The organism is Rudaea sp. (assembly GCF_047601565.1).
Taxonomy (GTDB): Bacteria; Pseudomonadota; Gammaproteobacteria; order Xanthomonadales; family Rhodanobacteraceae; genus Rudaea.
Genome location: NZ_JASGIY010000001.1, coordinates 1,592,059 through 1,617,221, shown reverse-complemented (window position 1 = coordinate 1,617,221; position 25,163 = coordinate 1,592,059). Strand labels below are relative to the sequence as shown.

The 25,163-nt window shown below is 65.5% G+C and carries 25 protein-coding genes; 10 read left to right on the top strand and 15 right to left on the bottom strand.

What is annotated here, in order from left to right; all coding sequences use genetic code 11:
* Positions 1 to 23: 23 nt before the first annotated feature.
* Positions 24 to 1,691, bottom strand: coding sequence for a dihydrolipoyllysine-residue acetyltransferase (gene aceF, locus QM741_RS06990; protein ID WP_415207000.1), 1,668 nt, complete (start codon positions 1,689 to 1,691; stop codon positions 24 to 26).
* A gap of 253 nt (positions 1,692 to 1,944) precedes the next feature.
* Between aceF and QM741_RS06985 the strand changes: the two genes are divergently transcribed.
* Both QM741_RS06985 and QM741_RS06980 read left to right on the top strand, forming a co-directional pair.
* Complete coding sequence (locus QM741_RS06985) at positions 1,945 to 2,835, top strand: ABC transporter ATP-binding protein (protein WP_415206999.1); 891 nt, start codon at positions 1,945 to 1,947, stop codon at positions 2,833 to 2,835.
* Between the two features lie 13 nt (positions 2,836 to 2,848).
* On the top strand, positions 2,849 to 6,451 hold the full coding sequence (locus QM741_RS06980) for an ABC transporter permease/M1 family aminopeptidase (RefSeq protein WP_415206998.1): 3,603 nt from the start codon (positions 2,849 to 2,851) through the stop codon (positions 6,449 to 6,451).
* 24 nt (positions 6,452 to 6,475) lie between these two features.
* Here the strand turns inward: QM741_RS06980 and QM741_RS06975 are convergent, their stop codons facing one another.
* The gene (locus QM741_RS06975) at positions 6,476 to 6,724 is read right to left on the bottom strand and encodes a hypothetical protein (protein WP_415206997.1); all 249 of its coding nucleotides are present in this window, start codon (positions 6,722 to 6,724) and stop codon (positions 6,476 to 6,478) included.
* Between the two features lie 57 nt (positions 6,725 to 6,781).
* On the opposite strand from QM741_RS06975, the gene QM741_RS06970 reads away from it, so the two are divergent.
* Positions 6,782 to 8,305 (top strand): DUF1800 domain-containing protein, encoded by a 1,524-nt coding sequence (locus QM741_RS06970; protein ID WP_415206996.1) that lies wholly within the window; start codon positions 6,782 to 6,784, stop codon positions 8,303 to 8,305.
* 163 nt (positions 8,306 to 8,468) lie between these two features.
* On the top strand, positions 8,469 to 9,668 hold the full coding sequence (locus QM741_RS06965; RefSeq protein ID WP_415206995.1) for a DUF1501 domain-containing protein: 1,200 nt from the start codon (positions 8,469 to 8,471) through the stop codon (positions 9,666 to 9,668).
* A gap of 7 nt (positions 9,669 to 9,675) precedes the next feature.
* Here QM741_RS06965 and QM741_RS06960 read toward each other — a convergent pair whose 3' ends face one another.
* From QM741_RS06960 to QM741_RS06920, 9 genes are all read right to left on the bottom strand, one after another.
* Positions 9,676 to 11,031: a M48 family metallopeptidase gene (locus QM741_RS06960; RefSeq protein WP_415206994.1), complete on the bottom strand. Its 1,356-nt coding sequence runs from the start codon at positions 11,029 to 11,031 to the stop codon at positions 9,676 to 9,678.
* A gap of 122 nt (positions 11,032 to 11,153) precedes the next feature.
* Entirely contained in the window at positions 11,154 to 11,333 is a 180-nt protein-coding gene (locus QM741_RS06955; protein ID WP_415206993.1) for a hypothetical protein, read from the bottom strand.
* Complete coding sequence (locus QM741_RS06950) at positions 11,330 to 11,572, bottom strand: hypothetical protein (protein ID WP_415206992.1); 243 nt, start codon at positions 11,570 to 11,572, stop codon at positions 11,330 to 11,332. Before QM741_RS06950 ends, QM741_RS06955 begins: the two co-directional genes overlap by 4 nt.
* 89 nt (positions 11,573 to 11,661) lie before the next feature.
* Positions 11,662 to 12,330 (bottom strand): hypothetical protein, encoded by a 669-nt coding sequence (locus tag QM741_RS06945; protein WP_415206991.1) that lies wholly within the window; start codon positions 12,328 to 12,330, stop codon positions 11,662 to 11,664.
* Positions 12,331 to 12,535: 205 nt separating this feature from the next.
* Complete coding sequence (locus QM741_RS06940; RefSeq protein WP_415206990.1) at positions 12,536 to 12,901, bottom strand: hypothetical protein; 366 nt, start codon at positions 12,899 to 12,901, stop codon at positions 12,536 to 12,538.
* A gap of 179 nt (positions 12,902 to 13,080) precedes the next feature.
* Complete coding sequence (locus QM741_RS06935; RefSeq protein ID WP_415206989.1) at positions 13,081 to 13,461, bottom strand: hypothetical protein; 381 nt, start codon at positions 13,459 to 13,461, stop codon at positions 13,081 to 13,083.
* Position 13,462: 1 nt separating this feature from the next.
* Complete coding sequence (locus QM741_RS06930; protein WP_415206988.1) at positions 13,463 to 13,618, bottom strand: hypothetical protein; 156 nt, start codon at positions 13,616 to 13,618, stop codon at positions 13,463 to 13,465.
* Between the two features lie 19 nt (positions 13,619 to 13,637).
* Complete coding sequence (locus tag QM741_RS06925; protein WP_415206987.1) at positions 13,638 to 14,402, bottom strand: AIM24 family protein; 765 nt, start codon at positions 14,400 to 14,402, stop codon at positions 13,638 to 13,640.
* A gap of 46 nt (positions 14,403 to 14,448) precedes the next feature.
* On the bottom strand, positions 14,449 to 15,030 hold the full coding sequence (locus tag QM741_RS06920; RefSeq protein WP_415206986.1) for a DNA-deoxyinosine glycosylase: 582 nt from the start codon (positions 15,028 to 15,030) through the stop codon (positions 14,449 to 14,451).
* A gap of 210 nt (positions 15,031 to 15,240) precedes the next feature.
* Here QM741_RS06920 and QM741_RS06915 point away from each other — a divergent pair, with 210 nt between their 5' ends.
* On the top strand, positions 15,241 to 15,468 hold the full coding sequence (locus tag QM741_RS06915) for a CsbD family protein (RefSeq protein WP_415206985.1): 228 nt from the start codon (positions 15,241 to 15,243) through the stop codon (positions 15,466 to 15,468).
* A gap of 79 nt (positions 15,469 to 15,547) precedes the next feature.
* Here QM741_RS06915 and QM741_RS06910 read toward each other — a convergent pair whose 3' ends face one another.
* The 3 genes from QM741_RS06910 to QM741_RS06900 form a co-directional block, all read right to left on the bottom strand.
* Entirely contained in the window at positions 15,548 to 16,084 is a 537-nt protein-coding gene (locus tag QM741_RS06910) for a peroxiredoxin (RefSeq protein WP_415206984.1), read from the bottom strand.
* A 100-nt stretch (positions 16,085 to 16,184) separates the two neighbouring features.
* Entirely contained in the window at positions 16,185 to 16,952 is a 768-nt protein-coding gene (locus QM741_RS06905; RefSeq protein WP_415206983.1) for a hypothetical protein, read from the bottom strand.
* A gap of 77 nt (positions 16,953 to 17,029) precedes the next feature.
* On the bottom strand, positions 17,030 to 17,611 hold the full coding sequence (locus tag QM741_RS06900) for a DUF4124 domain-containing protein (protein ID WP_415206982.1): 582 nt from the start codon (positions 17,609 to 17,611) through the stop codon (positions 17,030 to 17,032).
* Between the two features lie 119 nt (positions 17,612 to 17,730).
* Between QM741_RS06900 and QM741_RS06895 the strand changes: the two genes are divergently transcribed.
* The 3 genes from QM741_RS06895 to QM741_RS06885 are packed head-to-tail and all read left to right on the top strand — an operon-like array spanning position 17,731 to position 20,860.
* Entirely contained in the window at positions 17,731 to 19,002 is a 1,272-nt protein-coding gene (locus QM741_RS06895) for an MFS transporter (protein ID WP_415206981.1), read from the top strand.
* Between the two features lie 49 nt (positions 19,003 to 19,051).
* Entirely contained in the window at positions 19,052 to 20,110 is a 1,059-nt protein-coding gene (dinB, locus tag QM741_RS06890) for a DNA polymerase IV (RefSeq protein WP_415206980.1), read from the top strand.
* A 30-nt stretch (positions 20,111 to 20,140) separates the two neighbouring features.
* Positions 20,141 to 20,860, top strand: a complete 720-nt coding sequence (locus tag QM741_RS06885; protein ID WP_415206979.1) for a hypothetical protein — start codon at positions 20,141 to 20,143, stop codon at positions 20,858 to 20,860.
* Here the strand turns inward: QM741_RS06885 and QM741_RS06880 are convergent.
* Positions 20,857 to 22,491 (bottom strand): intradiol ring-cleavage dioxygenase, encoded by a 1,635-nt coding sequence (locus QM741_RS06880; protein WP_415206978.1) that lies wholly within the window; start codon positions 22,489 to 22,491, stop codon positions 20,857 to 20,859. The genes QM741_RS06885 and QM741_RS06880 overlap by 4 nt on opposite strands.
* Before the next feature lie 413 nt (positions 22,492 to 22,904).
* Here QM741_RS06880 and QM741_RS06875 point away from each other — a divergent pair, with 413 nt between their 5' ends.
* On the top strand, positions 22,905 to 23,459 hold the full coding sequence (locus QM741_RS06875; protein ID WP_415206977.1) for a hypothetical protein: 555 nt from the start codon (positions 22,905 to 22,907) through the stop codon (positions 23,457 to 23,459).
* Positions 23,460 to 23,796: 337 nt separating this feature from the next.
* Positions 23,797 to 25,158: a GH1 family beta-glucosidase gene (locus QM741_RS06870; RefSeq protein ID WP_415206976.1), complete on the top strand. Its 1,362-nt coding sequence runs from the start codon at positions 23,797 to 23,799 to the stop codon at positions 25,156 to 25,158.
* Positions 25,159 to 25,163: the final 5 nt, after the last annotated feature.

The window sequence follows — 25,163 nt, the reverse complement described above, 5'->3', positions numbered from 1 at the left end:
ACGCGGGAATGACGAGCGAAGGGCTAGAGCATCGCGCGGCGCATGTCGCCCAGCAGCGCGGCCAGATGCGCGGTGAAGCGCGCGGCGAGCGCGCCGTCGATCACGCGGTGGTCGTAGCTCAAGCTCAGCGGCAGGATCAGGCGCGGCTGGAACGCCTTGCCGTCCCAGACCGGCTTCATCGCCGACTTGGTCACGCCGAGGATCGCGACTTCGGGCGCGTTGACGATCGGCGTGAACGAAGTGCCGCCGATGCCGCCGAGCGAAGAAATCGAGATGCAGCCGCCCGCCATGTCGCCGGGGCCGAGCTTGCCGTCGCGCGCCTTCGCGGCGAGCGCGGACATTTCCTTGGCGATGTCGACGACGCCCTTCTTGTCGGCGTCTTTCAACACCGGAACGACCAGGCCATTCGGCGTGTCGGCGGCGAAGCCGACGTTGTAGTACTTCTTCAGTACGAGGTTCTCGCCGGTCGCATCGAGCGAGGCGTTGAACGTCGGGAATTTCTTCAGCGCGGCGACCATCGCCTTGATCAGGAAGGCGAGCATCGTGAACTTGACGCCGGCCTTCTCGTATTCCTTGTTGAGCGAGACGCGCAGCGCTTCCAGTTCGGTGATGTCGGCGTCGTCGTTGTGGGTGACGTGCGGGATCATCACCCAGTTGCGCGCGAGGTTGGCGCCGGAAATCTTCTGGATGCGCGAGAGCGGCTTGGTTTCCACTTCGCCGAATTTGGAGAAATCCACTTTCGGCCACGGCAGCAGGTCGAGGCCCGTGCCGCCACCGCCGGCCGCGGCTTTCGGCGCGGCGGCCGCGCCGGAGAGCACGCCCTTGACGTACTTCTGCACGTCCTCCTTCGAAATGCGGCCCTTGCGCTCGCTGCCCTTCACCTGGGCGAGATCGACGCCGAGCTCGCGCGCGATAGCGCGCACGGCGGGACTTGCGTACGGCACCTTGTCCGGCATGACCGTGTCGGCACCGAACTTGATCGGCGGCGAAGCGGGGCCGCCCGATGCCGCGATCGGCGCTGCCGCGGGAGCAGGGGCCGGCGCCGGTGCGGGTGCGGATTGCGCCGGTGCCGCGACCTTCGCCGCCGCCGGTGCGGGAGCGGCGCCAGCCGCTTCGATCAGGGCAACGACATGGCCTTCGGACACTTCGTCGCCGACCTTGACCTTGAGTTCCTTGACCGTGCCGGCGACCGAGGAGGGCACTTCCATCGTCGCCTTGTCCGATTCGAGCGTGACGAGGCCCTGGTCCTTGCTCACCGTATCGCCGACCTTGACCAGCACTTCGATGACCGGCACGCCGCTGTAGTCGCCGATGTCCGGCACCTTGGCTTCCTGTACACCGCCGCCCGCGGCGGCCGCAGCGGGAGCGGGCGAGGGAGCTTCGGCTTTCGCCGCGGGAGCGGGAGCCGGCGCGGCGGCCTTTGCCGCGGCCGGCGCGACTGCGGCCGCATCGCCGCTTTCGATCAGGGCGACGACGTGTCCTTCGGAGATCTCGTCGCCGAGCTTGACCTTGATTTCCTTGACGACGCCGGCGACCGACGAAGGTACCTCCATCGTCGCCTTGTCCGATTCGAGCGTGACGAGACCCTGGTCCTTCGTCACCGTGTCGCCCGGTTTGACCAGGATTTCGATCACCGGCACGTTGCTGTAATCGCCGATATCCGGCACCTTGGCTTCTACGACGTCGGCCATGCTCCCTCCCTACTTATTGGGCGCGCCTGCCGCCGTTGGCGCCGCGCCGGTCACGACTGGTGATGAACTGTACGCGGCCTTCGCCGCCCCGCCATGATAATCCGAACCGGCCCCCGTTCGGCTATAGCCCGCGCGGCAATCGTTCGCGCCGTGGTGCGGTGCGGGGCCGGCGGCACGATGACTTTCGGCCTTGGGAGCGGCACCGTGGGCCCGCTATCCTCGCTCCTCGCCCCAAGCCGCGCCAGGAGATTCCATGCTCGCGATCCGCAACCTGTCCAAGACCTACGCCAACCGCGTGCAGGCGCTCAAGGACGTCACGCTCGACATTCCCAACGGCATGTTCGGCCTGCTCGGCCCCAACGGCGCGGGCAAGTCCACGCTGATGCGCACGATCGCGTCGCTACAGGATCCCGATGCGGGCTCGATCCATCTCGACGAGATCGACGTGCTCGCCGACAAGCAGGCCGCGCGGCAGACGCTGGGCTACCTGCCGCAGGAGTTCGGCGTCTATCCGAAGGTGACCGCCGAGGTCATGCTCGACCATTTCGCCGTGCTCAAGGGCGTGACCGACAAGAAGGAGCGCAAGGCGCTGGTCGAGGCGCTGCTGCGCCAGGTCAACCTGTGGGAGAAGCGCTACTACAAGCTCGGCACGTTCTCCGGCGGCATGCGCCAGCGCTTCGGCATCGCCCAGGCGCTGATCGGCCAGCCGCGCCTGATTATCGTCGACGAGCCGACCGCGGGTCTCGATCCCGAGGAACGCAACCGCTTTCTCAACCTGCTCGCCGAGGTCGGCGAAAACGTCGTCGTGATCCTGTCCACGCACATCGTCGACGACGTGACCGACCTGTGCCCGCGCATGGCGATCATCGCGCAGGGGCAGCTGCGCCTGGTCGGCGAGCCGCGCGAAACGATCCGCTCGCTCGACGGCCGCGTCTGGCGCAAGGCGCTGGCGAAGGACGAGCTCGCCGCGGTGCGCGCGCAGCACAACGTGTTGTCGACGCGCCTCGTCGCCGGCCAGCCGGTCGTGCATGTGCTCGCCGACGCGAGTCCGGGCGAGGGCTACGTCGCCGTGGCGCCGAATCTCGAGGACGTCTACTTCGGCGAACTGCGCCGCGCCGCCGTGCCCGTCGCCCAGGCGGCCTGAGGAGAATCCAACCATGCTGGGGAAAATCCTCGCGTTCGAGCGCAGGCTGATCCTGCGCAGCCCGCTGTTCTGGATCGTCGCCCTCGTCTTCGGCGCGACCGCGTTCGGCATGATGGCCTCCGACAACGTCAGCTTCGGCGGCGGCATCGGCAACGTCCACCGCAATGCCCCGCTGGTCGTGATCAACCTGCTCGGCGCGCTGAGCTTCCTCTCGATCCTGCTCGTGACGATCTTCATCGCCGGTGCCGCGCTGCGCGATTTCGAGCAGAACACGGCCGAGCTGTTCTTCACCACGCCGATGCGCAAACGCGACTATCTGCTCGGCCGTTTCGGCAGCGGTTTTCTCGCTGCACTCGGCGTGATGCTGGTCACCGCGCTTGGTCTCTGGCTCGGCAGCAAGATGCCGTGGCTCGATCCCGCACGGCTCGGGCCGACTTCGTTCGGCGCCTATCTATGGTCGTTCGGCGTGCTCGTCGTCCCGAACCTGCTGTTCGTCGCCGCGCTGATGTTCGCGTTCGCGACGCTGACGCGTTCGATGCTCTACACCTACCTCGGCGCGATCGCCTTCGTCGTGCTGGTGCAGATCGCGCAGAGCATGACGGCGAACCTCGACGCGCGCTGGATCGGCGCGCTGGTCGATCCGTTCGGCGGTAGCGCGCTCAATGAAGCAACCCGCTACTGGTCGGCGCAGGACAACAACACGCGCCTGCCGCCGCTGTCGGGCTGGCTGCTGATCAATCGCGCCTTGTGGCTCGGCGCGTCGGCGCTGCTGATGGCGGGCGCGTTCCGCCTGTTCCGCACCGACCGCGAAGGCCTGCGCCTGTTCCGGCGCAGGGCGAAGGCGGCGCCCGCCTCCGCGCCGGCGACGCCGAGCGCGGCGATCGCGGTGCCGGCGGTGCGCCTGCACTCCTCGGTCGGCGCGCAGTGGCGCCAATTCCTGCACCAGACCTGGTTCGACCTGCGCAGCGTGCTGACCGGCGCGCCGTTCCTCGTGATGCTCGTGCTCGGCCTGCTGGTGATGTTCGTCGTTCTTGAGTTCAGCGGCGAAATCTGGGGCACCCAAGTACTGCCGGTGACTTCGCGCATGGATCAGGTCCTGCGCGGCGGCACGGGCCTGTTTCTCACGCTCGTGCTCGCGGTGTATGCCGGCGAGCTGGTCTGGCGCGAGCGCACGCTGCGCGTCGCCGAAGTGACCGACGCCTGCGCGGCGCCGAACTGGGTGCCGCTCGCGGCCAAGCTCGTCGCGCTCGTCGGCGTGATCGCCGCGTTCATGCTCGCGGGCGTGCTGTTCTGCATCGGCTGGCAGCTCGTGCACGGCTACACGAACCTGCAACCCGGCCTGTACGCGAAGATCGCCTTGCTCGCGATATTGCCGTTCATGCTGACCGCTGCGCTGTTCGTGTTTCTGCAGACGGTCAGCGACAACAAGTTCTTCGGCTATCTGCTCGTCGTCGTCGTGCTCGTCGCGCAATTCGCGCTGCCGCTGCTCGGCTACGACCATCCGCTCTACAACTACGGCAAGGCGACGCCGATGCCGTTGTCGGACATGAACGGCTACGGCCATTTCGTCGGGCCGAGCCTGACCTTCCGCGCGTATTGGGCCGCGTTGACCGCGATGCTGCTGATCGTCGCCGCCGCCTTCTGGCCGCGCGGCACGGGAGCGAATTTCGGCGAGCGCCGGCGCCGTGCGATGACGCAATTGCGGCGCGGCGCAACGCCGCTCGCGCTGGCCTGCCTGTTCCTCGCCTTCACCGGTCTCGGCGCGTGGATCTTCTACAACACGAATATCCGCAACGAATATCTTTCCGAAGACGCGGGCAAGCAGCGCCAGGCCGACTACGAAAAAACCTATCGCCCGCTCAAGGATACGCCGCAGCCGCGCATCGTCGCGGTCAAGGCCGATGTCGACATCCATCCCGAGGACCTGCGCGTCGTCATCCGCGGCCACTATCGGCTCGAGAACAAGACGAGCCAGCCGATCGATCGCTTCATCGTCGCGCTCGACAAACGCATCGTCGTGCGCAAGCTCGACTTCGCCGCGCACGGCATCGCCAAGGCCGACCCGCGCAACGATCTGACCATCTATGCGCTCAACGAACCGATGGCGCCGGGCGCGGCGATGGATTTCGATTTCGACCTCGAATTCGGCGAGCGCGGATTCTCGGCGAGCGGGCCGGAATCGATGATCGCCGGCAACGGCAGCTTCTTCAACAGTTTCGCCCTGCCGCACTTCGGCTATCAGGAACATCATCAGCTCGGCGACCGCAACGACCGGCGCAAGTACGGCCTGCCCGAGCTGCCGCGCATGGCGCCGATCGACGACATGGCCGCGCGCGGCAACACCTATCTCTCCAGCGATTCGGACTGGGTCGACTTCGAGACGACCGTCTCGACCTCGCCCGACCAGATCGCGCTCGCGCCGGGCTATCTGCAGCGCGAGTGGACGGCGAAGGATGCCTCGGGCAACGAGCGGCGCTATTTCCATTACAAGTCGGACACGAAGATCCTCGATTTCTTCTCCTGGCTGTCGGCGCGCTGGGCGGTGAAGAAGGACCGCTGGAACGACGTCGCGATCGAGGTCTATTACGATCCGCAGCATGCGTACAACGTCGATCGCATGATCGAGTCGGTGAAGAAGTCGCTCGACTACTACACCAAGCATTTCTCGCCATACCAGTTCCGCCAGCTGCGCATCCTCGAATTCCCGAATTTCCACGGCAGCTTCGCGCAGAGCTTCGCCAACACGGTCCCGTATTCCGAGTCGATCGGCTTCATCGCCGACCTGTCGGACAAGGACGCGGTCGACTATGTGTTCTACGTCACCGCGCACGAGGTCGCGCACCAGTGGTGGGCGCACCAGGTCATCGGCGCCAACGTGCAGGGCGCGACGATGCTCAGCGAATCGCTCGCGCAGTATTCCGCGCTGATGGTGATGGAACACGAGTACGGCGCGGGCCAGATGCGCAAGTTCCTCAAGTACGAGCTCGACCGCTATCTGGCGACGCGCGCGACGGAACGGGTCAAGGAGATGCCGCTCGCGCTCAACGAGAACCAGCAGTACATCCACTACAACAAGGCCTCGGTCGTGTTCTACGCGCTCAAGGACTACATCGGCGAGGACGCGCTCAACGCGGTGCTCGCCGCCTTCGTCAAGGCCAAGGCGTTCCAGCAACCACCATATACCACCTCGCATGAACTGCTCGATCAGCTGCGCGCGGGCACCGATCCGAAATGGAATTCGCTGATCGACGACCTGTTCACCAAGATCACGTTCTTCGACAACCGCGTGACCGAGGCGACCGCGACCCGGCGCGCCGACGGCAAGTACGACGTGACGCTGACCCTGCACGCCGGGAAAAAGTACACCGACGGCGTCGGCAAGGAGACCGACGGCAGGATCGATCAGCCGATCGATATCGGCGTGTTCGCGAAGGCGGCCGACGGCAAGGAGGCGAACGAGAAGGTGCTCTACCTCGACAAGCGCGAGGTCAAGAACGGCGACAGTACGATCACGGTCACCGTCAACGGCGAACCCTACGAGGCGGGCATCGATCCGTACAACAAGCTCGTCGACCGCTCGTCGAACGACAACCGCAAGAAGGTGACGCTGCGCTAGCGTCGCCTTCCGCGGGCGGAACGGTCACGGCTGTTGCGGCGGCGTGCCGCGCAGTTTCGCGTACGCCGGTCGCTCGACCGGCACGCCGTCGGCGTTGCAGCTGCCGAGCGCGCAAAGTTGTCTGCGGATCGGCTCGTTCGCCTGCGCCATCAGGTGGAACAGCGCATTCTGTTCGAGCGAGCCGTGCACCGCGGCCGCGCCCGGGCCGCGCGCGAACACGGCGGCGAACGCTGAAGCGATGCCGGACGGCGCGACACGCGAACAAGTTGTCATCCGATCGATGCTTCGCACGTTAGTAGGCGATACCACACGACACCGACTTGCATGGACATGACGCGATCACGAATTTTTCACGCCGCGGTCCTGTTCGCAGCGAGCGCCGGCGCGGCGCAGGCCGCGAACGCGCCCGCCACGCTGAGCCGCGACGACGCGCTCTGGCTGGACCGCGTCACCTGGGGGCTCGACAGCGCCACCGTGGCTCGCTTCCGCGAACTCGGCCGCCGCCGCTTCCTCGACGAACAGCTCGCCGGCAGGAACGACGCGCTGCCCGCGCCGGTGCAGGCTCAGATCGACAATCTCGACATCGCCCACGATTCCGCCGCCAAGCTCGTCGTCGAGGAAGTCGCCGAACAGAAGCGCATCAATGCGCTCGGCGACGAGGAAATGAAGAAGTCCGCGCGCAAGGACCGCAACGACCTCGGCAACAAGATGGCCTACGAGGCGACGCGACGCGAGCTGTTGCGCGCGATCTACTCGCCCGACCAGCTCAAGGAGCAGCTCGTCTGGTTCTGGCTCAACCACTTCAACGTGTTCGCGCAGAAGGGCTACGTGAAGTTTCTCGCCGGCGACTACGCCGACCAGGCGATCCGGCCGTACGCGCTAGGCCGTTTCCGCGACCTCGTGCTGGCGACGCTGAAATCGCCGGCGATGCTGCAATATCTCGACAACGCGCAGAACGCGAAGAACCGCATCAACGAGAACTACGCGCGCGAGCTGATGGAACTGCACACGCTCGGCATCGATGCGGGCTACACGCAGGGCGACGTGCAGGAACTCGCGAAGATCCTCACCGGCGTCGGCATCGACACGAACCACGACGATCCGAAGGTACGTCCCGCGCTGCGCCGCTATCTCGTGCGCGAGGGCCTGTTCACGTTCAATCCCGAACGCCACGATTTCGACGACCGCGTCCTGCTCGGACAGAAGATCAAGGGCGGCGGCTTCGACGAGGTCGAGCGCGCGGTCGACCTACTCGTCAGGCAGCCGGCCTGCGCGCAATTCGTCTCGCGCAAGCTCGCGATCTACTTCGTCGCCGACGATCCGCCGCCGAAGCTCGTCGACCGGATGGCGCGCTCGTTCCAGCACAGCGACGGCGACATCGCCGAAGTGTTGCGTACCATGTTCGAGTCCGGCGAGTTCGCCGCCTCGCTCGGCAGGAAGTTCAAGGACCCGATGCACTACGTCGTCTCGAGCGTGCGCCTCGCCTACGACGGCAAGACGATCACCAACATGCACCCGGTCGTCACCTGGCTCAACAACCAGGGCGAGGCGCTGTTCGGCCATTCGACTCCGGACGGTTACGCGCTGACCGAGAATGCGTGGGCATCTTCCGGACAGATGAGCCGGCGCTTCGAGATCGCGCGCATCATCGGCAACGGCAACGCAGGCCTGTTCGACGCGGCCGACGGCACGAAGAGCGTCGACACCGGCTTTCCGCAGCTGTCGTCGAAGCTGTACTACGACGGCATCCAGCCGTATCTGTCGAAGACCACGCTCGCCGCGCTCGACAAGTCGGCGTCGCAGCAGGAGTGGAACGCATTCCTGCTCGCTTCGCCCGAGTTCAATTCACGCTGATGCTTCCCTTCTCCCACCGGGAGAAGGTGGCGCGAAGCGCCGGATGAGGGAAGAGCCTTGCGCCAACCAATAGCACCACATTTCTGGCAGTCCGTTCCCTCACCCGCCCCTTCGGGGCACCCTCTCCCGGTGGGAGAGGGAAAAAAACCAAGAGGTACCCACGATGAACCGCCGCCACTTTCTTCAATTCGCTGCTGCTGCATCCGCACTGCCCGCGTTCACCACCGCCGGCCGCGCGTTCGCCGCTCCGCCCTCCTCGCCGCGCTTCCTGCTCGTGTTCCTGCGCGGCGGCTACGACTGCGCGAACCTGCTCGTGCCGTATGCCAGCGACTTCTACTATCAGTCGCGGCCGAACATCGCGGTACCGAGGCCCGATCCGAAATCCGACGGCGGCACGCTCGCGCTCGACGGCGACTGGGCCCTGACTTCCGCACTGCGCGATTCGATCGGCGAAATGTACCGCAACAAGCAGGTCGCCTTCGTGCCGTTCGCCGGCACCGACGATCTCTCGCGCAGCCACTTCGAGACCCAGGACAACATCGAGCGCGGCGAGCCGTCGCAGACGCACGGCGATTTCAACTCGGGCTTCATGGCGCGCCTGTCGGGAACGTTGAGCGGCAAGGCGCCGCCGATCGCGTTCACCGACGCGTTGCCGCTGACGTTCCGCGGCGCGGGCGACATTCCGAACATCTCGCTCAAGTCGGTCGGCAAGCCGGCTTACGACGACCGGCAATCGGCGATCCTCACCTCGATGTACCAGGGCCATCGCCTGCAGGGCGCGGTCAACGACGGCCTCGAACTGCGCGCGCACGTCGCCAAGGAATTCGAAACCGAGATGAACCAAGCCAACCGCGGCGCGGTCAGCGCGAAGGGCTTCGCGCTCGAGGCGCAGCGCATCGCCAAGCTGATGCGCGACCAATATCGGCTCGGCTTCGTCGACGTCGGCGGCTGGGACACGCACGTCAACGAAGGCAACGACAAGGGCCAGCTCGCGAACAATCTCGCCAACCTCGGCGACGGCTTCAAGGCGTTCGCGCAGGAACTCGGGCCCGAGTGGAAGAACACGGTCGTCGTCGTCGTTTCCGAATTCGGCCGCACGTTCCGCGAGAACGGCAACCGCGGCACCGACCACGGCCACGGCTCGGTCTACTGGGTGCTCGGCGGCGGCATCGACGGAGGCCGCATCGCGGGCGAGCAGGTCAAGGTCGAACAGGCCACGCTCCACCAGAACCGCGACTACCCGGTGCTCAACGATTATCGCAGCCTGCTGGCGGGGCTGTACGTGCGGCTTTGGGGTTTGTCGCCCGCGCAAGCCGACAAGGTATTCCCGCAGGCGAATCGCGTCGATCTGCGCCTGGTCTGATCCCGGATCACTTCGCCGGCGCGGCGAGCAACGCGTCGCCGCGCGCGTAGTCCTGGTTTTCCTTGAGCCAGGTCATCGCACCGTGCACGCGCGTGTAGCCGGAAGGATGATTGTAGAAGATCGTTTCCTCCAGCGCACCGGGGTGGATCTTGCGGTAGGTCGACAGGCGCATCGCCGTCATCGCGAAGCCGTGCGGTTCGCGTGCGGCGTTAAGCCCGAATGCGTCGGCCTCGGCTTCCATCTGGCGCGAGATCGAGTTGACCAGCGGCGTCGCGAGAAAGAAGAAGACCGTCAGGATCGCGACCGCAAGCGGTAGCGCCGCCGGATCGCCGCGATCGCACAGACCGAGCCGCGCGCCGAAGCGCGCCAGCGACCAGTCGAGCAGGCGATGCACGAACCAGAATCCGAACACGAGCACGAGGGTGAAGTAGATCGTGCCGCGCAAACCGTGATTGAGCACGTAGTGGCCCATCTCGTGGCCGAGCACGGCCTTGATCTCGGGCAGCGAGGTCTTGTTGATGAGGTTGTCGTTGAGCGCAACGCGCGTGGTGCCGGCGAAACCGGCCACGTTGGCGCTGATGCGCGTGGTCTGGCGCGAGGCGTCGAATTCGACGACATGGTCGGTCGGAATCTGGTTGGCGCGCGCGAGCGACAACACGGCTTCGCGGATCGCGCCTTCGCGCAGCGGCTTGTAGTCGTTGAACAGCGGCTCGACGTAGACCGGTGCGAACATCATCGCAAACACGATGAACACGAAAGCGATGCCGCTCGCCCACACCCACCAGTGCGCGCCGGCGCGGCGCACGGCCGCGTAAAGCGCAACCAGGACGAGGGGAAGCACGACGATCGTGACCAGCAGCGACTTGAGCGCATCGCCGAACCAGCCGCCGAAATCCTGCGTGGCCAGTCCGTACTGGTGCTCGCGCACGAAATCGGCGTAGATCGACCAGGGCAGGTTGAGCAGGAAGCTTGCGAGCACGATCAGCAGGCCGTAAATCCACGTGTACAGCCAGGGTCGCCGGCTCACGCGCTGCGCAAGATCGCGCATCCGCGTCGAGAGACCGCCCCACAGCAGCACGGCGGCGACCGCGATGCCATAGAACAGGCCCCACAGCAGCAGCCAATAGCCGCCCTCGAAATACGCGTCGGACTGCTTGCGCTGTTCGGGCGAGAGCAGGTCGAGATAGGCCTGCGTGGCGCGCTCGATGTCGAAGTTCGGACCCGGTTTCGCCGCGTCGGGAATTTGCAGGCCCGGCGGCAGGTCGCGCGCGAGCGACGCGCCTTGCGCCGGCTCGGCCAGAGCCCAATCCGAAACGAGCAGCGCACACAGCGCGATGCAGACGATGATCAGCAGTGTTTTCATCTTCGGTAACCTCTTGCCGGTCGCCGAGGGATTACGGCGGATCGGCGCGCGCGGCAGAAGGCTTCACCGTTGCGGCTGGCGAGCGGCTTCTCGACGTGATCGGACGGCGTGAAAGCCGCTCGTCAGCGGTGATTCCCGGATGCCCTGAGCGCGGCTTCGGGATCGAATTGTCGATGTTGCGCGGGCGAGATCAAGAGCGCGACGGCGAGAATGATGATCGATTTCGGGAAGGTCCAGAGCATATCCCGAGTGAAACGCATGGCATCGAAGAAACCTTCCGCGACGGGGGCGAGGATGTTCACGACTCTCTCCTGAATAGCTCGGACAGGAAACCAATCACGCCAGCGAGCAGAACCATACTACTCAAAAACGCATCGGCGTACATGAACCAAGTCTCAAAGGCATGCATGAACGCCATCACATCATCGGGCATGGGTCGGATGGAGTTCAACCAACCGACAATCGCGAAAATGGACCATTCGATGAGGAAGAACGCGAGAAAAAGCAACGCCGCCCAAAGGAAGTGACCGATGAGCGTCAAGATGGATTGCCAGAACGACTTGCGAGCGCCGTAGGCCCTCGCAACGAAGCCAATTCGGATCAGTCTCCCCCATATGAACGGCATAGTGGTTACTGCAAAACGCGGTATCCGCGCCCGGCAAGGCAATTGCGCATAATGTTTTGCTGCGCCATGACCCCTGCGCCTGCGCCACCGACCGCGCCGCCGAGTGCGCCGCCCTGAGCGCCCGCCCGAGCCGCCCAGCCGTGATCGCCTACAGCAAGGCCGAACAGTGCGCCAAAGATTGCACCAGCCACGGCGTTGTTTACCGCGCTTTGCGCGGGGCTGACCTGCGCCGCGTAGGCTTGGCAGTCGGCCATGTCACATTCGAGCCTGGCCTGATCGACGTCTTGGGTATCGATGATCGGCCGATAGCCATTGCCCGCATAACAAGAACGCGTTTCCGACGGCGGCGACTGATCTTGCGCGCTCGGCATTGGTGCCGAAGTTGCTGCATATGCGTGCGTGTCAGGAATCAGTCGAACATCTGGCGGGTCAAGGTCGCCAAGATCGAGCCTGCGGCCATTGAATCCATTCACGGAATCCAGCATCTTCCCGCTGTCATCCACCGTGATGAAGAATCCTCTTACGGCTTCGTCCGGGAGCTTGACGACGCGGTATATCTTGCCGTCGCGCATGAGTTCGCCAACGACTGGAACCCGTGCATCGCTAGGAATATCCGCATTTGCAAACGGCGCGACGTGCAGATGAAAGCCGCTGGTTGGGGCGAGCAATTCCATTCGCCGAGTAGGCCGCACGGCATCAAAGTTCCCGCAGCCGCCGACCAAAGCCACGGCCACGCAGACCCCTACCGCCCTTGCGATTGTTGATATTTCCATCTTGGATTTCCCCTGTTGACGCGCTCAATGCGCGGCCGAATCGTACCACTGCGCCGCTGTGGCGGCGTAGGACTTTGGTGCATTCCGATGTAGGTGTTTCCTACACCTATGCCTTGCGGAAGCGTTTCTCTGTGCGCTGCCGAAGGATGATGCTTGCTGCTGCAAGGCAGATAAAAGCCATACCGCATGCGACGGTAACCGTTTCACTCTGCCCGCGCGACCCGGCAAGAATGGCTGCACCGAACGAGAGCCATGCGGCATAGGTGGCGATGCCGGCGCGCAGCATGCCACGTTGGTAGAGGGCGAACTTCTCGGCGAATTGGCGCGGGAAAGATTCAAGCGGCGATGGTGTGGCGGTTGGCATGGCGACGATCTCACGGTGCAGTTGCCGCAATAGAACAAGCTCCTCGGGCGGATGAAGAAAGCGCCAAAACTCTGACGTTACAACGCCCCCAAGCCAGCCAAGGACCAAGCCGACGGTATCCTTAGTTTCCCAAATCATACGCGCCCCGCAAGGTAATCAATCTTCAAGCGCACGCTGAAATTGCACGTATCCGTCTCGCAATCGGGCGGCGGGAACACCTGGAACTGATCCCCGCTGACTTCACCATAAGACTTGAGTCTGCGACAGCCCGCGCAGTGGTTTGAGTTTCAGTACGTCATGCACGAATCGGATGCGCCACTGCTCGACTTGTGTTTGTTCGCGTATGGCTTGGGGCAGACAGTGGCGACCATAGGTGAACGTCGCGTGCAATAGTGCAACGTGCGCGCTTCGAGCGGCTTGTCGCGCCCGTGATCCGTCAGATCGTCGAATGCCTTGCGCGACATGAAGGCATTCGCGCGAAGCCCAAGTGCTTGCTTTTCGTCTCTGGATAGCTGCTCGCCCTCTTTGCGGTAGGCGGTACAAATCTTCTTCGGATGCTCGACAGGGATATCTTGCAGCATCGCAATCAACGCAGTTTCTGCGCTTGCCTTGATGTATCCAAGCGCCGCGATCGCCTTGCGCACGGCGCGGGATTGGGTGGAGTCCATTCTACAATCCCTTCGTTCCTTTCCGCTCGACAACCTTGCCGAGAACCGTGAATCCTTCCACATCGAACTCGACGAACTCGTCCGGGTAAAGCGTCTTATCCGGGTTGTCGCTGACGATACGCACGCGGCCATCCGCAAGCCGAAATAGACGTTTCATGCGCTCCTAATTGGCGCACTCAGTTCTTGAACATCCCGCGCAGCACCGCGCCCGCAATGCCGCCGGCGATGCCGGTTTCGACGTTCTCCGCCGCGGTTTCGCCGCCGAGGTACGGCGCCAGCGCGTGCGCGAGGTTCGGCACGGTCAGCGTCTGCAGCCAGACCTTGCCCGGCCCGGTCAGGCGCGCGATGAACAGGCCGTCGCCGCCGAACACGGCGTTGGCGAAGCCGCGCATCAGGGTGACGTCGAAGTCGACGGTGCCGGCGATCATGCCGACGTGACCGGGATGGACCTTGAGGGTTTCGCCCGGCGCCAGATCGTAGACGACCGCTTCGCCGCCGAGTTCGATCCAGGCCGTGCACGGCCCGGTCAGTTTCTGCATGACGAAGCCGTTGCCGCCGAAGATGCCGGCGCCGAGCGAGCGCTGGAAGCCGGTCGCGAGGGTGACGCCCTCGGTCGCGCAGAGAAAGCCGTGGCGATGGATCAGGTACGACTCGCCCGCGCGCACGTCGACCTGCTCGATCGTGCCGGGCACCTTGGCCGCGAATGCGATCACGCCGCGGCCACCCGGCGCGGAATATTCGGTCATGAACAGGCCGCCGCCCGAGAACGCGCGGCCGAGCGCGCCCCAGATGCCCTTCGCGCCGGCGGTGAACGCCGTCGTGCGCATCTGCACCGCGTCGGTCATCCAGGAAAATTCGCCCGGTTCGGCGACGATCCGGTCGTTGCCTTCCAGACCGATCTCCAGCACCGGCATCGTCGTGCCCGTGATCTTCGCTTGCATGACATTCCCCTATCGTCGATTCGCGCGGAATGTAGGCCGCGCGGCGTTAAGACTTGCCAATTTCGCGGTCGGCGAGATCTTGCGCGATCCGGCCGGCCGGCTTTGCATAATCCCGCAGGACGCTCCAGCGTTCGAACTTCCCGGCGCGGGCGATCGAGGCATTGGCAGGGCTCGTCGAGGGCAGGGCGAGCACATCGATGCGCGCGCGCAAACCGGCATCGAGTCGCGGTTCGATGTGGCGGCGGAATCCTTCGGCCGCCTTGCCGCCGTTGAGCGCGATCGCGCGGATCGTCGCATGGCGTTCGAGCAGGCGCGGAATCGCGTTCGGCACTTCGCTGGCCTTGACGATGCTGCTGTCGAGGCTGCCGGGGCGCTCGACCTGCTTGTACACGTCCCAGATGCCGATGCCCCGCGCGTGGAGCCGCCTGATCCGTTCCGCATACGGCAGTTCGCGTCCCGCATCGAACAGCTCGCCCATGAAGGTCCAGAACAGGTTCTGCGCATGGCCGTAGGACTGGCGCAGTTCGAGCGAGCGCAGTGACGGAACGGTGCCGAGCACGAGCACGCGGCAGTCCTCGCCGACCTGGGGAGGAAAGCTCTTCACGCGGTGCGATGCGGGTGGAGTCATGCAGCAGTTTCAATGTAAAAGTATATTTTTATTTTTTTTCGGAACTCGTGAGTGGTCGCTTCATTTACATGAACCTCGCGCGAACGAGCGTCCGCCGTAACTTGCGATTAACTTCGATCCAACCGCGTTTTCACCCGCACGGCGTAGCCTTGTTCGCACGCCGATGCAGTCAGAGGGCATTAGCGTTTCATCCCCTCCAGGAAAACGACCATGAATCAAGACATCATCCAGGGCAAGTGGCAGCAGATCAAAGGCTCGCTGAAAGCGCAGTGGGGCAAGCTGACCGACGACGACCTCGGTCGCCTCGACGGCAACCGCGAATATCTCGCCGGGCGTTTGCGGGAGCGCTACGGCTGGCAGAAGGACAAGGCCGAGCAGGAGATCCGCAACTACGAACGGGCATTCCAGAACACGCAGGACAAGGCAAAGGCAGCCTGATTCCGCCGACCTTCACGACCCGGCGCGGAAACCATGTTTTCGGGGCTTGCGCGGTTTTCGCACCGGCTCGTGCCGGCACTCAGACGCCTTTCTTCAATGCCGCGAGGTCGGCCAGCACCTGCCCGGAATTCTCTTTCGGATCGACGTCCACGTAGTGTTTGACGACGTTGCCGGCCGGATCGATCAGGAACGTCTCGCGCTTGGCAAAAGTCATCTTGAACTTCTCGCTGTAGGTCAGCACGCCGTAAGCCTTCGCGGTGGTCTGCGTGTTGTCGGACAGCAGCGGAAACGGTACGTGGTATTTCTCGGCGAAGGCCGCGTGCGATTGGATGTCGTCGAGGCTGACGCCGAGCACCTCGGCGCCGGCCTTGTGCAGTTTGAGCACGTCGTCGCGGAACGTGCAGACCTCGGTCGTGCAGCCCGGCGTGTCGTCCTTCGGGTAGAAGTAGAGCACGACCCACTTGCCGCGGTACTGGTCGAGCGAGCGCCAGTAGCCCTTCTGGTCCTGCAGCTTGAATGCCGGCGCGGCCGAGCCGACGGCGGGCGCATCGGCACGCGCCGGAACCTGGAATGCCAGTGCGGCGACCGCGACGGCGAAGCGGAGATGGATTTTCATGAGCGACCTTCTGTATGGGAAACGTGACAGGGCAATAGACCCGAGGTGACCGTCATTTCTTGCGCGAATTCGATCCTTTTCCGGAACGGATCCTGTTTTCCTACTTCTTCTTCGTCGTGTTCGGCAGGTGCGACAGGTCGAGCCCGCCCGTTTCGAACACGAGCGTCTTCCTGCCGTCGCCGACGAGATTCACGTCGATCGCGACCTTCTTCGTCTTCAGCACGCGCGCGATGAACGCTTTGTCGTCGTCGATGAACAACGCCGGTTCCCCGGTCGGCGGGATCGTCGCCTTCCACTGCTTCGCAGGCTCGCCGTCGAAGCTCACCGGCAGCGTCTTGCAGCCCGATTTGCAGTTGAACTTGTCGTTGTCGAGCATGAGATAGACCGTCTGGCCCCACTCGGGGTGCTGGCGCAGGATCAGGTGCGCGTGCTTGGCGTCCCCGCCGGTCAGGCCCGGCGGCACCAGCGGCGGATTGTTCTCGATCGATGCGGCATACTGCGTGCCGCCCTTCACGGACGCGACCGTGTACGCCCATAGGCCGGCGAGACGGCGCTTCTCGCTTTCCTGCTTCGCCTGCGCGGTGACGTCGGCGAGCGTCTCCCTGACCTTGGCCGCCGCCGCGCTGTCGGGATATTTCGCCGCGGTTTCGGCGCCGATCTGCGCGGCGATGTCGAGACTGCCGTTCGCGCGCGCCTGCTCGTAGGCCTTCAGGCCCTTGTCGGCCTGCGCTTCGGCGTTCGCCTTGACTGTCGCGGCATTCTGCGCGGGTGCGGGAGCCGGCGCGCCAGGCGGATTCGAGCCCGAAGAACAGGCGGCGAGCGCGAGCGCGCCGCCCAGAACCGTGATCGCGAAAAACCGTTCCGACATGACCCACCTCGCTGCGGAAACCCTGCCGCAACAATACCCGACCGCGGCGCTTCGCGACAGACGACGCGCCGCGAACGTCATCGGCACGGATCGCGTCCGAGATTCTTGTCGTAGGTCGACACGTCCTCGTCGTGCTCGCGCCCGCGGCGGCTCGCGGCGCCCGCGCGGCGCATTTCGTGGCAGGCGTCCTCGCGCGAGACGCGCGTCGAGGTGACCGCGACCGACTTCGCCGCGGTGCCGGCAGCGCGGCCGCGATGCGTCGATATTCCCTGATCGACCGCGGCGACCGAACGCGGGCAGGCGCCGTGACGATAGAAAACCTGGCCATCGGCCGTGCGACATTCGTAGGAACCGGCGCCGGCCGATTCGGCGCGGCGCGGCGCCACACGGGCACGCGCGGCACGGCGCGCGCCGGGCGCGTCGGATCGGCCGGCGGCGGAGTAGGCCGGCGACGGCGAATAGGCCGGCGCAGGCGCGATCGCGAGGACGGTTTGCTCCGCGGCCGCGGCGCAGGGCCGGTCCTGGAACGTCGCCGCGCCGTCCGCGCCGATGCATTTGTATACTTCTCCGTGCGTGCCCGCGGCGTAGCCTGCCAACAGCAGCAAAATCAGCCATTCGTACCAGCGCAGCGGCCGCGGCGCGCGATATAGATCGAACATGTCCCGTTCTCCCCGAGCGAGGGCACATCGTGGCCCGCACCGCGTCCGCCCGCCATGCGCGAATGGCATCGCGCCGTGTAGGAAATCGCCGACGGCGAATTCCCGCATAATGCCGCCCCATGCCATCGAATCCTTCGACCCCCGACTCTCTGCGCGCGTACCCGGCCTTCATGCGCTACTGGTGCGCACGCGGGGCCGCCGCCTTCGGCTTCCAGATGCTCTCGGTCGCGGTCGGCTGGCAGGTCTACGAAATGACCCAGCGCGCATTCGATCTCGGCCTGATCGGCCTCGTGCAGTTCGTGCCGTCGGTATTGCTCGCGTTGCCGGCGGGGCATGTCGCCGACCAGTTCGAGCGGCGCCGCATCCTCATCGTCAGCCAGACCATCGTCACGGCCGCGATCGCGCTGCTCGCGGCCGGAACCTGGCTACGCTGGTTCAGCGAGGCCGGCATCTTCGCGATGCTGCTCGTGATCGGCGTGGCCAAGGCGTTCGAGTTTCCGACGACGCAGGCATTGCTGCCGACGCTCGTGCCGCCCGCGCTGTTCCCGCGCGCGACGGCGACGGCGACCACGGCGTCGCAGGCCGCAACGATCGTCGGCCCCGCGCTCGGCGGCCTCGTCTACGCGTTCGGCCCGCACGTGGTCTATGCGCTGTCGACCGTGCTGTATTTGTTCGCCGCCGTGCTGTTCGCGACACTGCGCAGCGAGCGCCCGCCGCCGCGACGCGAGCCGGCGACGCTGAAGACGCTGTTCGCCGGCGTGCATTTCATCCGCGAGCGCCCGGTCGTGCTCGGCGCGATTTCGCTCGACCTGTTCGCCGTGCTGTTCGGCGGCGCGACCGCGCTGCTGCCGATCTTCGCGCGCGACATCCTGCGCACCGGGCCGTTCGGCCTCGGCCTGCTGCGCCTGGCGCCTGCGGTCGGCGCGCTCGCGATGGGCGCGTGGCTCGGCCGGCACGCGTTGCGCCGCCGCGTCGGCGCGACGATGTTCGCGTCGGTGGCCGGCTTCGGCGTCGCGACGATCGCGTTCGCGCTGTCGACCTCGTTCGCGCTGTCGCTGGCCGCGCTGTGCGCGCTCGGCGCGTTCGACATGATCAGCATGGTGATCCGCAATTCGCTCGTGCAGCTCGAAACGCCCGACGCGATGCGCGGCCGCGTCAGCGCGGTGAATTCCATTTTCATCAACACCTCCAACCAGCTCGGCGAATTCGAGTCGGGCGTGACCGCGGCATGGTTCGGCGCGGTGCCGGCGACCGTGATCGGCGGCGTCGGCACGCTCGCCGTCGTCGCGCTGTGGATGGGCTGGTTCCCCGACCTGCGCCGGCGCGAACGGCTGCACTGCGATCCGGCCGTCGCCGACGAGCAGATCGAGCGTGCCGCCGAAACGGCCTGACGCCCTCTCCCGCGCGCAGCGGGAGAAACGGTTTCAATAGAATGCGCGCATGCGCAAGATCGTGCACATCGACATGGACGCGTTCTATGCCTCGGTCGAGCAGCGCGACGACGCGAGCCTGCGCGGCAAGCCGGTCGTCGTCGCCTGGCGCGGCGCGCGCTCGGTCGTCTGCGCGGCCTCGTACGAAGCGCGCAAGTTCGGCGTGCGCTCGGCGATGCCGGCGTTGCGCGCGGCGCGCTTGTGCCCGCAGGCGATCTTCGTGCCGCCCGACTTCTCGCGCTATCGCGCCGTGTCGAAACAGGTGCGCGAAATTTTTCTCAAGCATACCGACCTCGTCGAGCCGCTGTCGCTCGACGAGGCCTATCTCGACGTTACCGAACCGAAGACGGATTTTTCTTCCGCCACCGCGATCGCAAAAGCGATCCGCGCCGAGATTTTCGCGACGACGCGGCTCACCGCCTCGGCCGGCATCGCGCCGAACAAATTCCTCGCCAAGATCGCCTCGGACTGGCGCAAGCCGGACGGCCTGTTCGTGATCAAGCCCGAACAGGCCGAGGCGTTTCTCGCGCCGCTGGACGTGGCCAGGATTCCCGGCGTCGGCAAGGTGATGAACGCGAAGCTCGAAGCGCTCGGCGTGCACACCTGCGCCGACCTGCGCGCGTTCGATGCGCGCGAACTCGAACGCCGCTTCGGGCGCTACGGCCTGCGCCTGCGCGAGTTGAGCCTCGGCATCGACGAGCGGCGCGTGAATCCCGACCAGAGCGTGCAGTCGATTTCGTCCGAGGACACGTTCGCGCACGACGTGCTGCTCGCCGAGATCGAACCGACGATCCGCCAGCTCGCGGCGAAGACCTGGGCGGCGGCGCGCAAGACGGATCGCGTCGGCCGCACCGTCGTGCTCAAGCTCAAGACCGCCGATTTCCACATCATCACGCGCAGCCACACACCGCCGCTGCCGCCGCAGACCGAAGAAAGTTTCGTTACGCACACGCTGGGCCTGTGCGCGCGCGTCGAACTGCCGCCGCGCACGCGCTATCGCCTCGTCGGCGTGGGCCTCGCCAATTTCATCGACGCCGAAGAATCCCTCGCGCAGTCGGAAATGTTCTAGCATCCGGTCTTCGCTTCCGGAATCGCAACCATGCGCAATCTCGATTTCAGTTCCCTGCCGGCGCTGCTCTCGACACTGTTCGGCTTGGCGCTGATCACGCTGATCGGCGTCGGCGTGCGCCTGCTCGCGATGCAGACCATCCAGCAGCGGCGCGAGCGCGAGAACCGCCAGATCAACGAACGCCTGCGCACGCTGATCGCCGCCTACAAGACGCTCGGCGGATCGTTCACCGGCAATCTCGCGGTCGATCCCACGCATCTGGGCGACCTGCGCCGGCGCGCTGCGTCGATCGATGCCGACGCGGCGGACGGCGGCGAGCCGAAGACGAATTCCGATCGCGCGCGGCGCGTGCGCGATGCGGTCGAGGCGGCGCTGTCCGACATCATCCTGCTCGGCACGGAGGAACAGGTGCGGCTGGCGGCGAAGGCGGCGGGCGAACTCGCCGCGGGGCGGCCGGTGCACACGCACGAGCTCGTCGTGACGCTGCGTGACTTCATCCGCCAGGTGCTCGATCTCGACGTGGTGCCGGGCGACGTGGCGATTCCGAAGCAGGGGCCGGCGCGTCCGTCCGCGTCGGGCGGGCGCGGCAAGGGCGACGGCGGTGCGAAAGACGACGCGCGCCAGGGCGGCGGCAAAGGCGGAGGCGGCATGGCCGCTGGCGCGGGCGGCCTGGGTTTCGGCGCGGGAGTCGGCAGCGGACTCGGCGTCGGATCGGCGGCCGACGACGAGTCCGAGCATCATCACTTCTAGGCGTCGATGCCCAAGGTCAGCGACGCGACGTAGCCGTTGGTGACGTCGCCGCTGATCGTGAGCATCTCGGTGGTGGTGCCATCGCTGAACACGTTGTCCTTGGCGAAACTCGACACCACCGTGTTCTGGCCGTGCGAGGTGTAATAGGTGGTGTTGTATACCGCCGTCGTGATGTCCTGCGGGAAGGCCAACTGCGTGGTGATCACCGCGGTGCCCTGCGTCAGCTTGTCGTTGAGGTAGGCCTGCACGTGGATGTGGGTGATGCGGCCGGTGTACCAGCCCGGATAGATCGTTTGGAACGTGACCTGCCCCTTCGCGTCGGTGACCTGGATGCCGCGCAGGAAGGTGTCGCCGACCGTGCTGATCTTGCTCTCCTGGTTGGCATAGCCCGAATAGTCGCCAAGCGCGTCGCAGTGCCAGATGTAGATCGCCGCGTTCGATATCGGCGCACAACTGTCGTTGACGTCGACGAGGGTCAGGGTCAGCGTGAGCGGTATGCCATCGTAGCCCTCGGTGATGTCGCTGCGCACGATGGCGCTGTTCGACAGGATCGAATACAGCGGATACGGGCCGTCGGTCTCGCTCGCAGTCAGCGCGCAGGTGCTCCCGAACACGCAGGCGGCCGGCGTCGCGCCCGTGCGTGTCAGCGCGATGCTGCCCGACTGGCTTGCGAGTTCGCCCGCGGTGAAGTCGTAGCTGAGCACAGCCGAGCCGCAGCTCGAATACGTCAGCGTCGCGGTGCCGACCTGAGTCGCGCTCACCTTCGTCGCCGACGAATTGAACGTGCCATTGGTGCCGATGTAGAGATTCAGGTTGATCGTGTCGTCGCCCGCCGCATAGTCCACGCTCTGCCCGGTCATCCAGCGGAATCCGGCATCGTCGTCGGTCGCGCCGTCCGCGGAGTAGGTGAACCAGCCGAAGAACACGTAGGGATATACCGAGTTCACCTCGATGACCAAGCCCTGGCCGCTGGTGTCGGCGTTGTACCACGCCCCCGACAGCGCGAAGTCGGCGACATCGGACGCCGCCGTGGTGTCGGCCGAAGTACAGGCCACGTTCTGCAGCAGGCGCGTGAGCGGAATCGTACCGGTGGTGCCATCGTCGAGCGTGAAGGCGAAGCTGCCCGACGTGCACGAGTCGAAGCTGAGCGTGGCGGTGCCGATTTCGATCGCGTAGGTTTTCGGCAGGCTATTGAACTTGCCGCCGCTGGACTTCCAGATCGTCAGCGTCGCGCTGTTCGCGCCGTCGCTGATCGTGCCGCCGAACGTGTACCAGCGCTGCGTGGTGACGTCGCCGGCCGTGGTGTCGTAGGTGAACCACGCGCCGAACAGGTACGACTCGTCGGGAATCACCTCGATCAGCATGCCTTGGCCGCTCGTGGTCGGATCGTACCAGGCGCCGGTCAGCCCTTGTTGATCGATGTTCGGCGCGGCGCTCCCAGTCGTGGCCGCCTGTGCGGTTTCGCCTTTCAGGCGAAGCACCCCGTCGCCAAGCAGCGGCAGCGCGGACAACGCGCCGAACGCGCTGAGCATGCGCCGGCGCGCGGGCATCGCGGGCGGTGATGGATCGTTCCGCTTCAACGGCGGAGGAAAAACGCTGGCCGGGGACAGGGGTTTGACGGGCATCGGCATGGCTGGCTCCTTCTTGGAATTGGCTGGGGCGTATGGACGGTGCTTGAATGGCACGCTGATTATTCCGTCCCGGCGATGAGCAAATGTGGATTTTTTCAGCATTCACGGTTCGCTAACGCGATCGCGAACGCAACCGCGACAACGGCGTATGCACATTGCCTGCGCATTGCGCGGCTTTGTGGAATCTTCGTGGATTCATTCGTTTTCAACGCCATCGCGCTGATCTATTCGCTACCCTGCGCTCGCCCTGTGGACCGCCTACCCGGACACAGGACAGCCGTCGCACCGGTGCGGTTTTCCGGGCGCACGATCGAAGACAGGCCGGCAGGCTCGTGCCGGCGCCGTGGTCCCGAGATCGGACGCGCCGGTGCACCGGTGCGATGGTTCCCTTCCCTTGCTTTCGGGCCTTCATCATGAAAACCAGACCGCTCTCCCTACTCCTCGCGTTGCCCCTCGTCGCGGTCGGGCAAACCTCCGCACAGGCCGCCACCGTACCCACCGCCGTCACCACCGCAGCCGCCGCGGTCAAGACCGCCTGCACGCAGGTGCGCGCGGACGAACTGCAATATCGCATCCAGGTCGCGCTCGGCGACACCAGCGCGGCGAGCGCCGCGCAGACGACGCTCAGCACCGATCACAGCACGCTGAAAACCGCCCAGCAGACGCTGCGCACGGCGGTCCAGTCTTATCTTTCCACCGACGAAACCGCGCTGAAAACCGCGCGCAGCAAACTCGACGGCGACTTCACCCAACTGAAGAGCGATGTCGCCGCCGCCAACGGCAACGCATCGACCGACCAGACCACGATCGCGACCGATGCGACCGCGGTGCAGACGGCGCAGACGCAGCTCGACGCCGATCATCTCGCGCTCGCCAATGCTGGCGCGATGCCGCATTGCGGCGGCGGTCCGGGTGGCCCAGGTGGTCCCGGCGGACCGGGTGGACCGGGCGCCGCTCCGGACCTCTGACCCTTGCGACACGATGACAGGAGCAGGCCGCGGCCTTCTCCTCGTTCATCCCGCAGACTTCGGGCATGCGGCAGCCCCTTCACGAAATGCCGTCAACGCCGCTTCGAGTTGCCCGCCGCGCCGCGCGCGAATTCCATCTTGCGCGAACCCATGCCGCGCTCAATCCATCCATCAACCGCGACCATGACCACGGCCCTTGACGATTGGCGCGGCCGGGCATGCCCGCGTCCCGGATTTCCCGCTACGCGAACCGATGGAGCTGCGCCGATTCCCTACACCTTGTCCCACGCATGCGCTATTCTCGATGTAATCGTTTTCAATTCTGCCTGCGCGAGAAATGCCCGGAATCACCCGACGCGTGCGGTTCCCCGCCAACTTCCTCTGGGGCGCGGCAACGAGCGCGTATCAAATCGAAGGCTCGCCGCTCGCCGACGGCGCGGGACCGAGCATCTGGCAACGCTTCACGCGCACGCCGGGCATGATGGCGAACGGCGATACGGGCGACGTGGCCTGCGACCACTACCGGCGCTGGAAGGACGACGTCGCGCTGATGAAGCGGTTGGGCCTGCGCGCCTATCGTTTCAGCATCGCTTGGGCGCGCGTGCTGCCCGAAGGGCGCGGCCGCGTCAATGCGAAAGGGCTGGACTTCTACAGCCGCCTCGTCGACGAGTTGTTGCGCAACGATATCGTGCCGCTACCGACGCTGTTCCACTGGGACCTCCCCGCGGCGCTCGACGACCGCGGCGGCTGGCTCAATCCCGACATCGCCGACTGGTTCGCCGATTATGCGAACCTCGTGTACGCGAAACTCGACGATCGCGTACGGCAGTGGGCGACGTTGAACGAGCCCTGGGTCGTCACCGACGGCGGCTATCTGCACGGCGCGCTCGCGCCGGGCCATCGCAGCAAGTTCGAGGCGCCGATCGCCGCGCACCATCTTTTGCGCGCGCACGGCGCGGCGGTGCAGGCGTACCACGCGAATGGAAAACATCGCATCGGCATCGTCGTCAACATCGAACCGAAGTATTCGGCGACGCAGGGTGCGGAGGACCTTGCCGCGACGAAGCGCGCCGAGGCGTACATGAACCGGCAATACCTCGATCCGGTTTTCCTCGGCGCGTATCCCGAGGAACTGCGGGAGATCTTCGACGAGGCATGGCCGGCCTGGCCGGATGCGGACATGGCCCTGATCCGCCAGCCGATCGACTGGCTCGGCGTCAACTACTACACGCGCAACGTCACCCGCTTCGACGCGAACGCCTATCCGTTGCGCGCCGCGCCGGTGAAGCAGGACGCGACCTGTACCGAAACCGGCTGGGAAGTGTTCGCGCAAGGCCTCACCGACACGCTGACATGGATCAAGCAGCGCTACGGCAATCCGCCCGTCTACGTCACCGAGAACGGCGCCGCGTTCTACGATCCGCCGCGCGCCGCGGACGGCCGCATCGACGACCCGCTGCGCGTGGACTATTTCAAGACGCATCTCGCCGCCGTATCGGAGGCGATCGCGCAAGGCTGCGACGTGCGCGGCTACATGGCCTGGTCGCTGCTCGACAACCTCGAATGGTCGCTCGGTTTCGCCAAGCGTTTCGGCATCGTGCACGTGGACTTCGCCACGCAAGTGCGCACGATCAAGAACAGCGGCAAGTTCTATGCCGATGTGATCGCAACCAACGGCGACGTGTTGAACGGGGCCTGATTTGC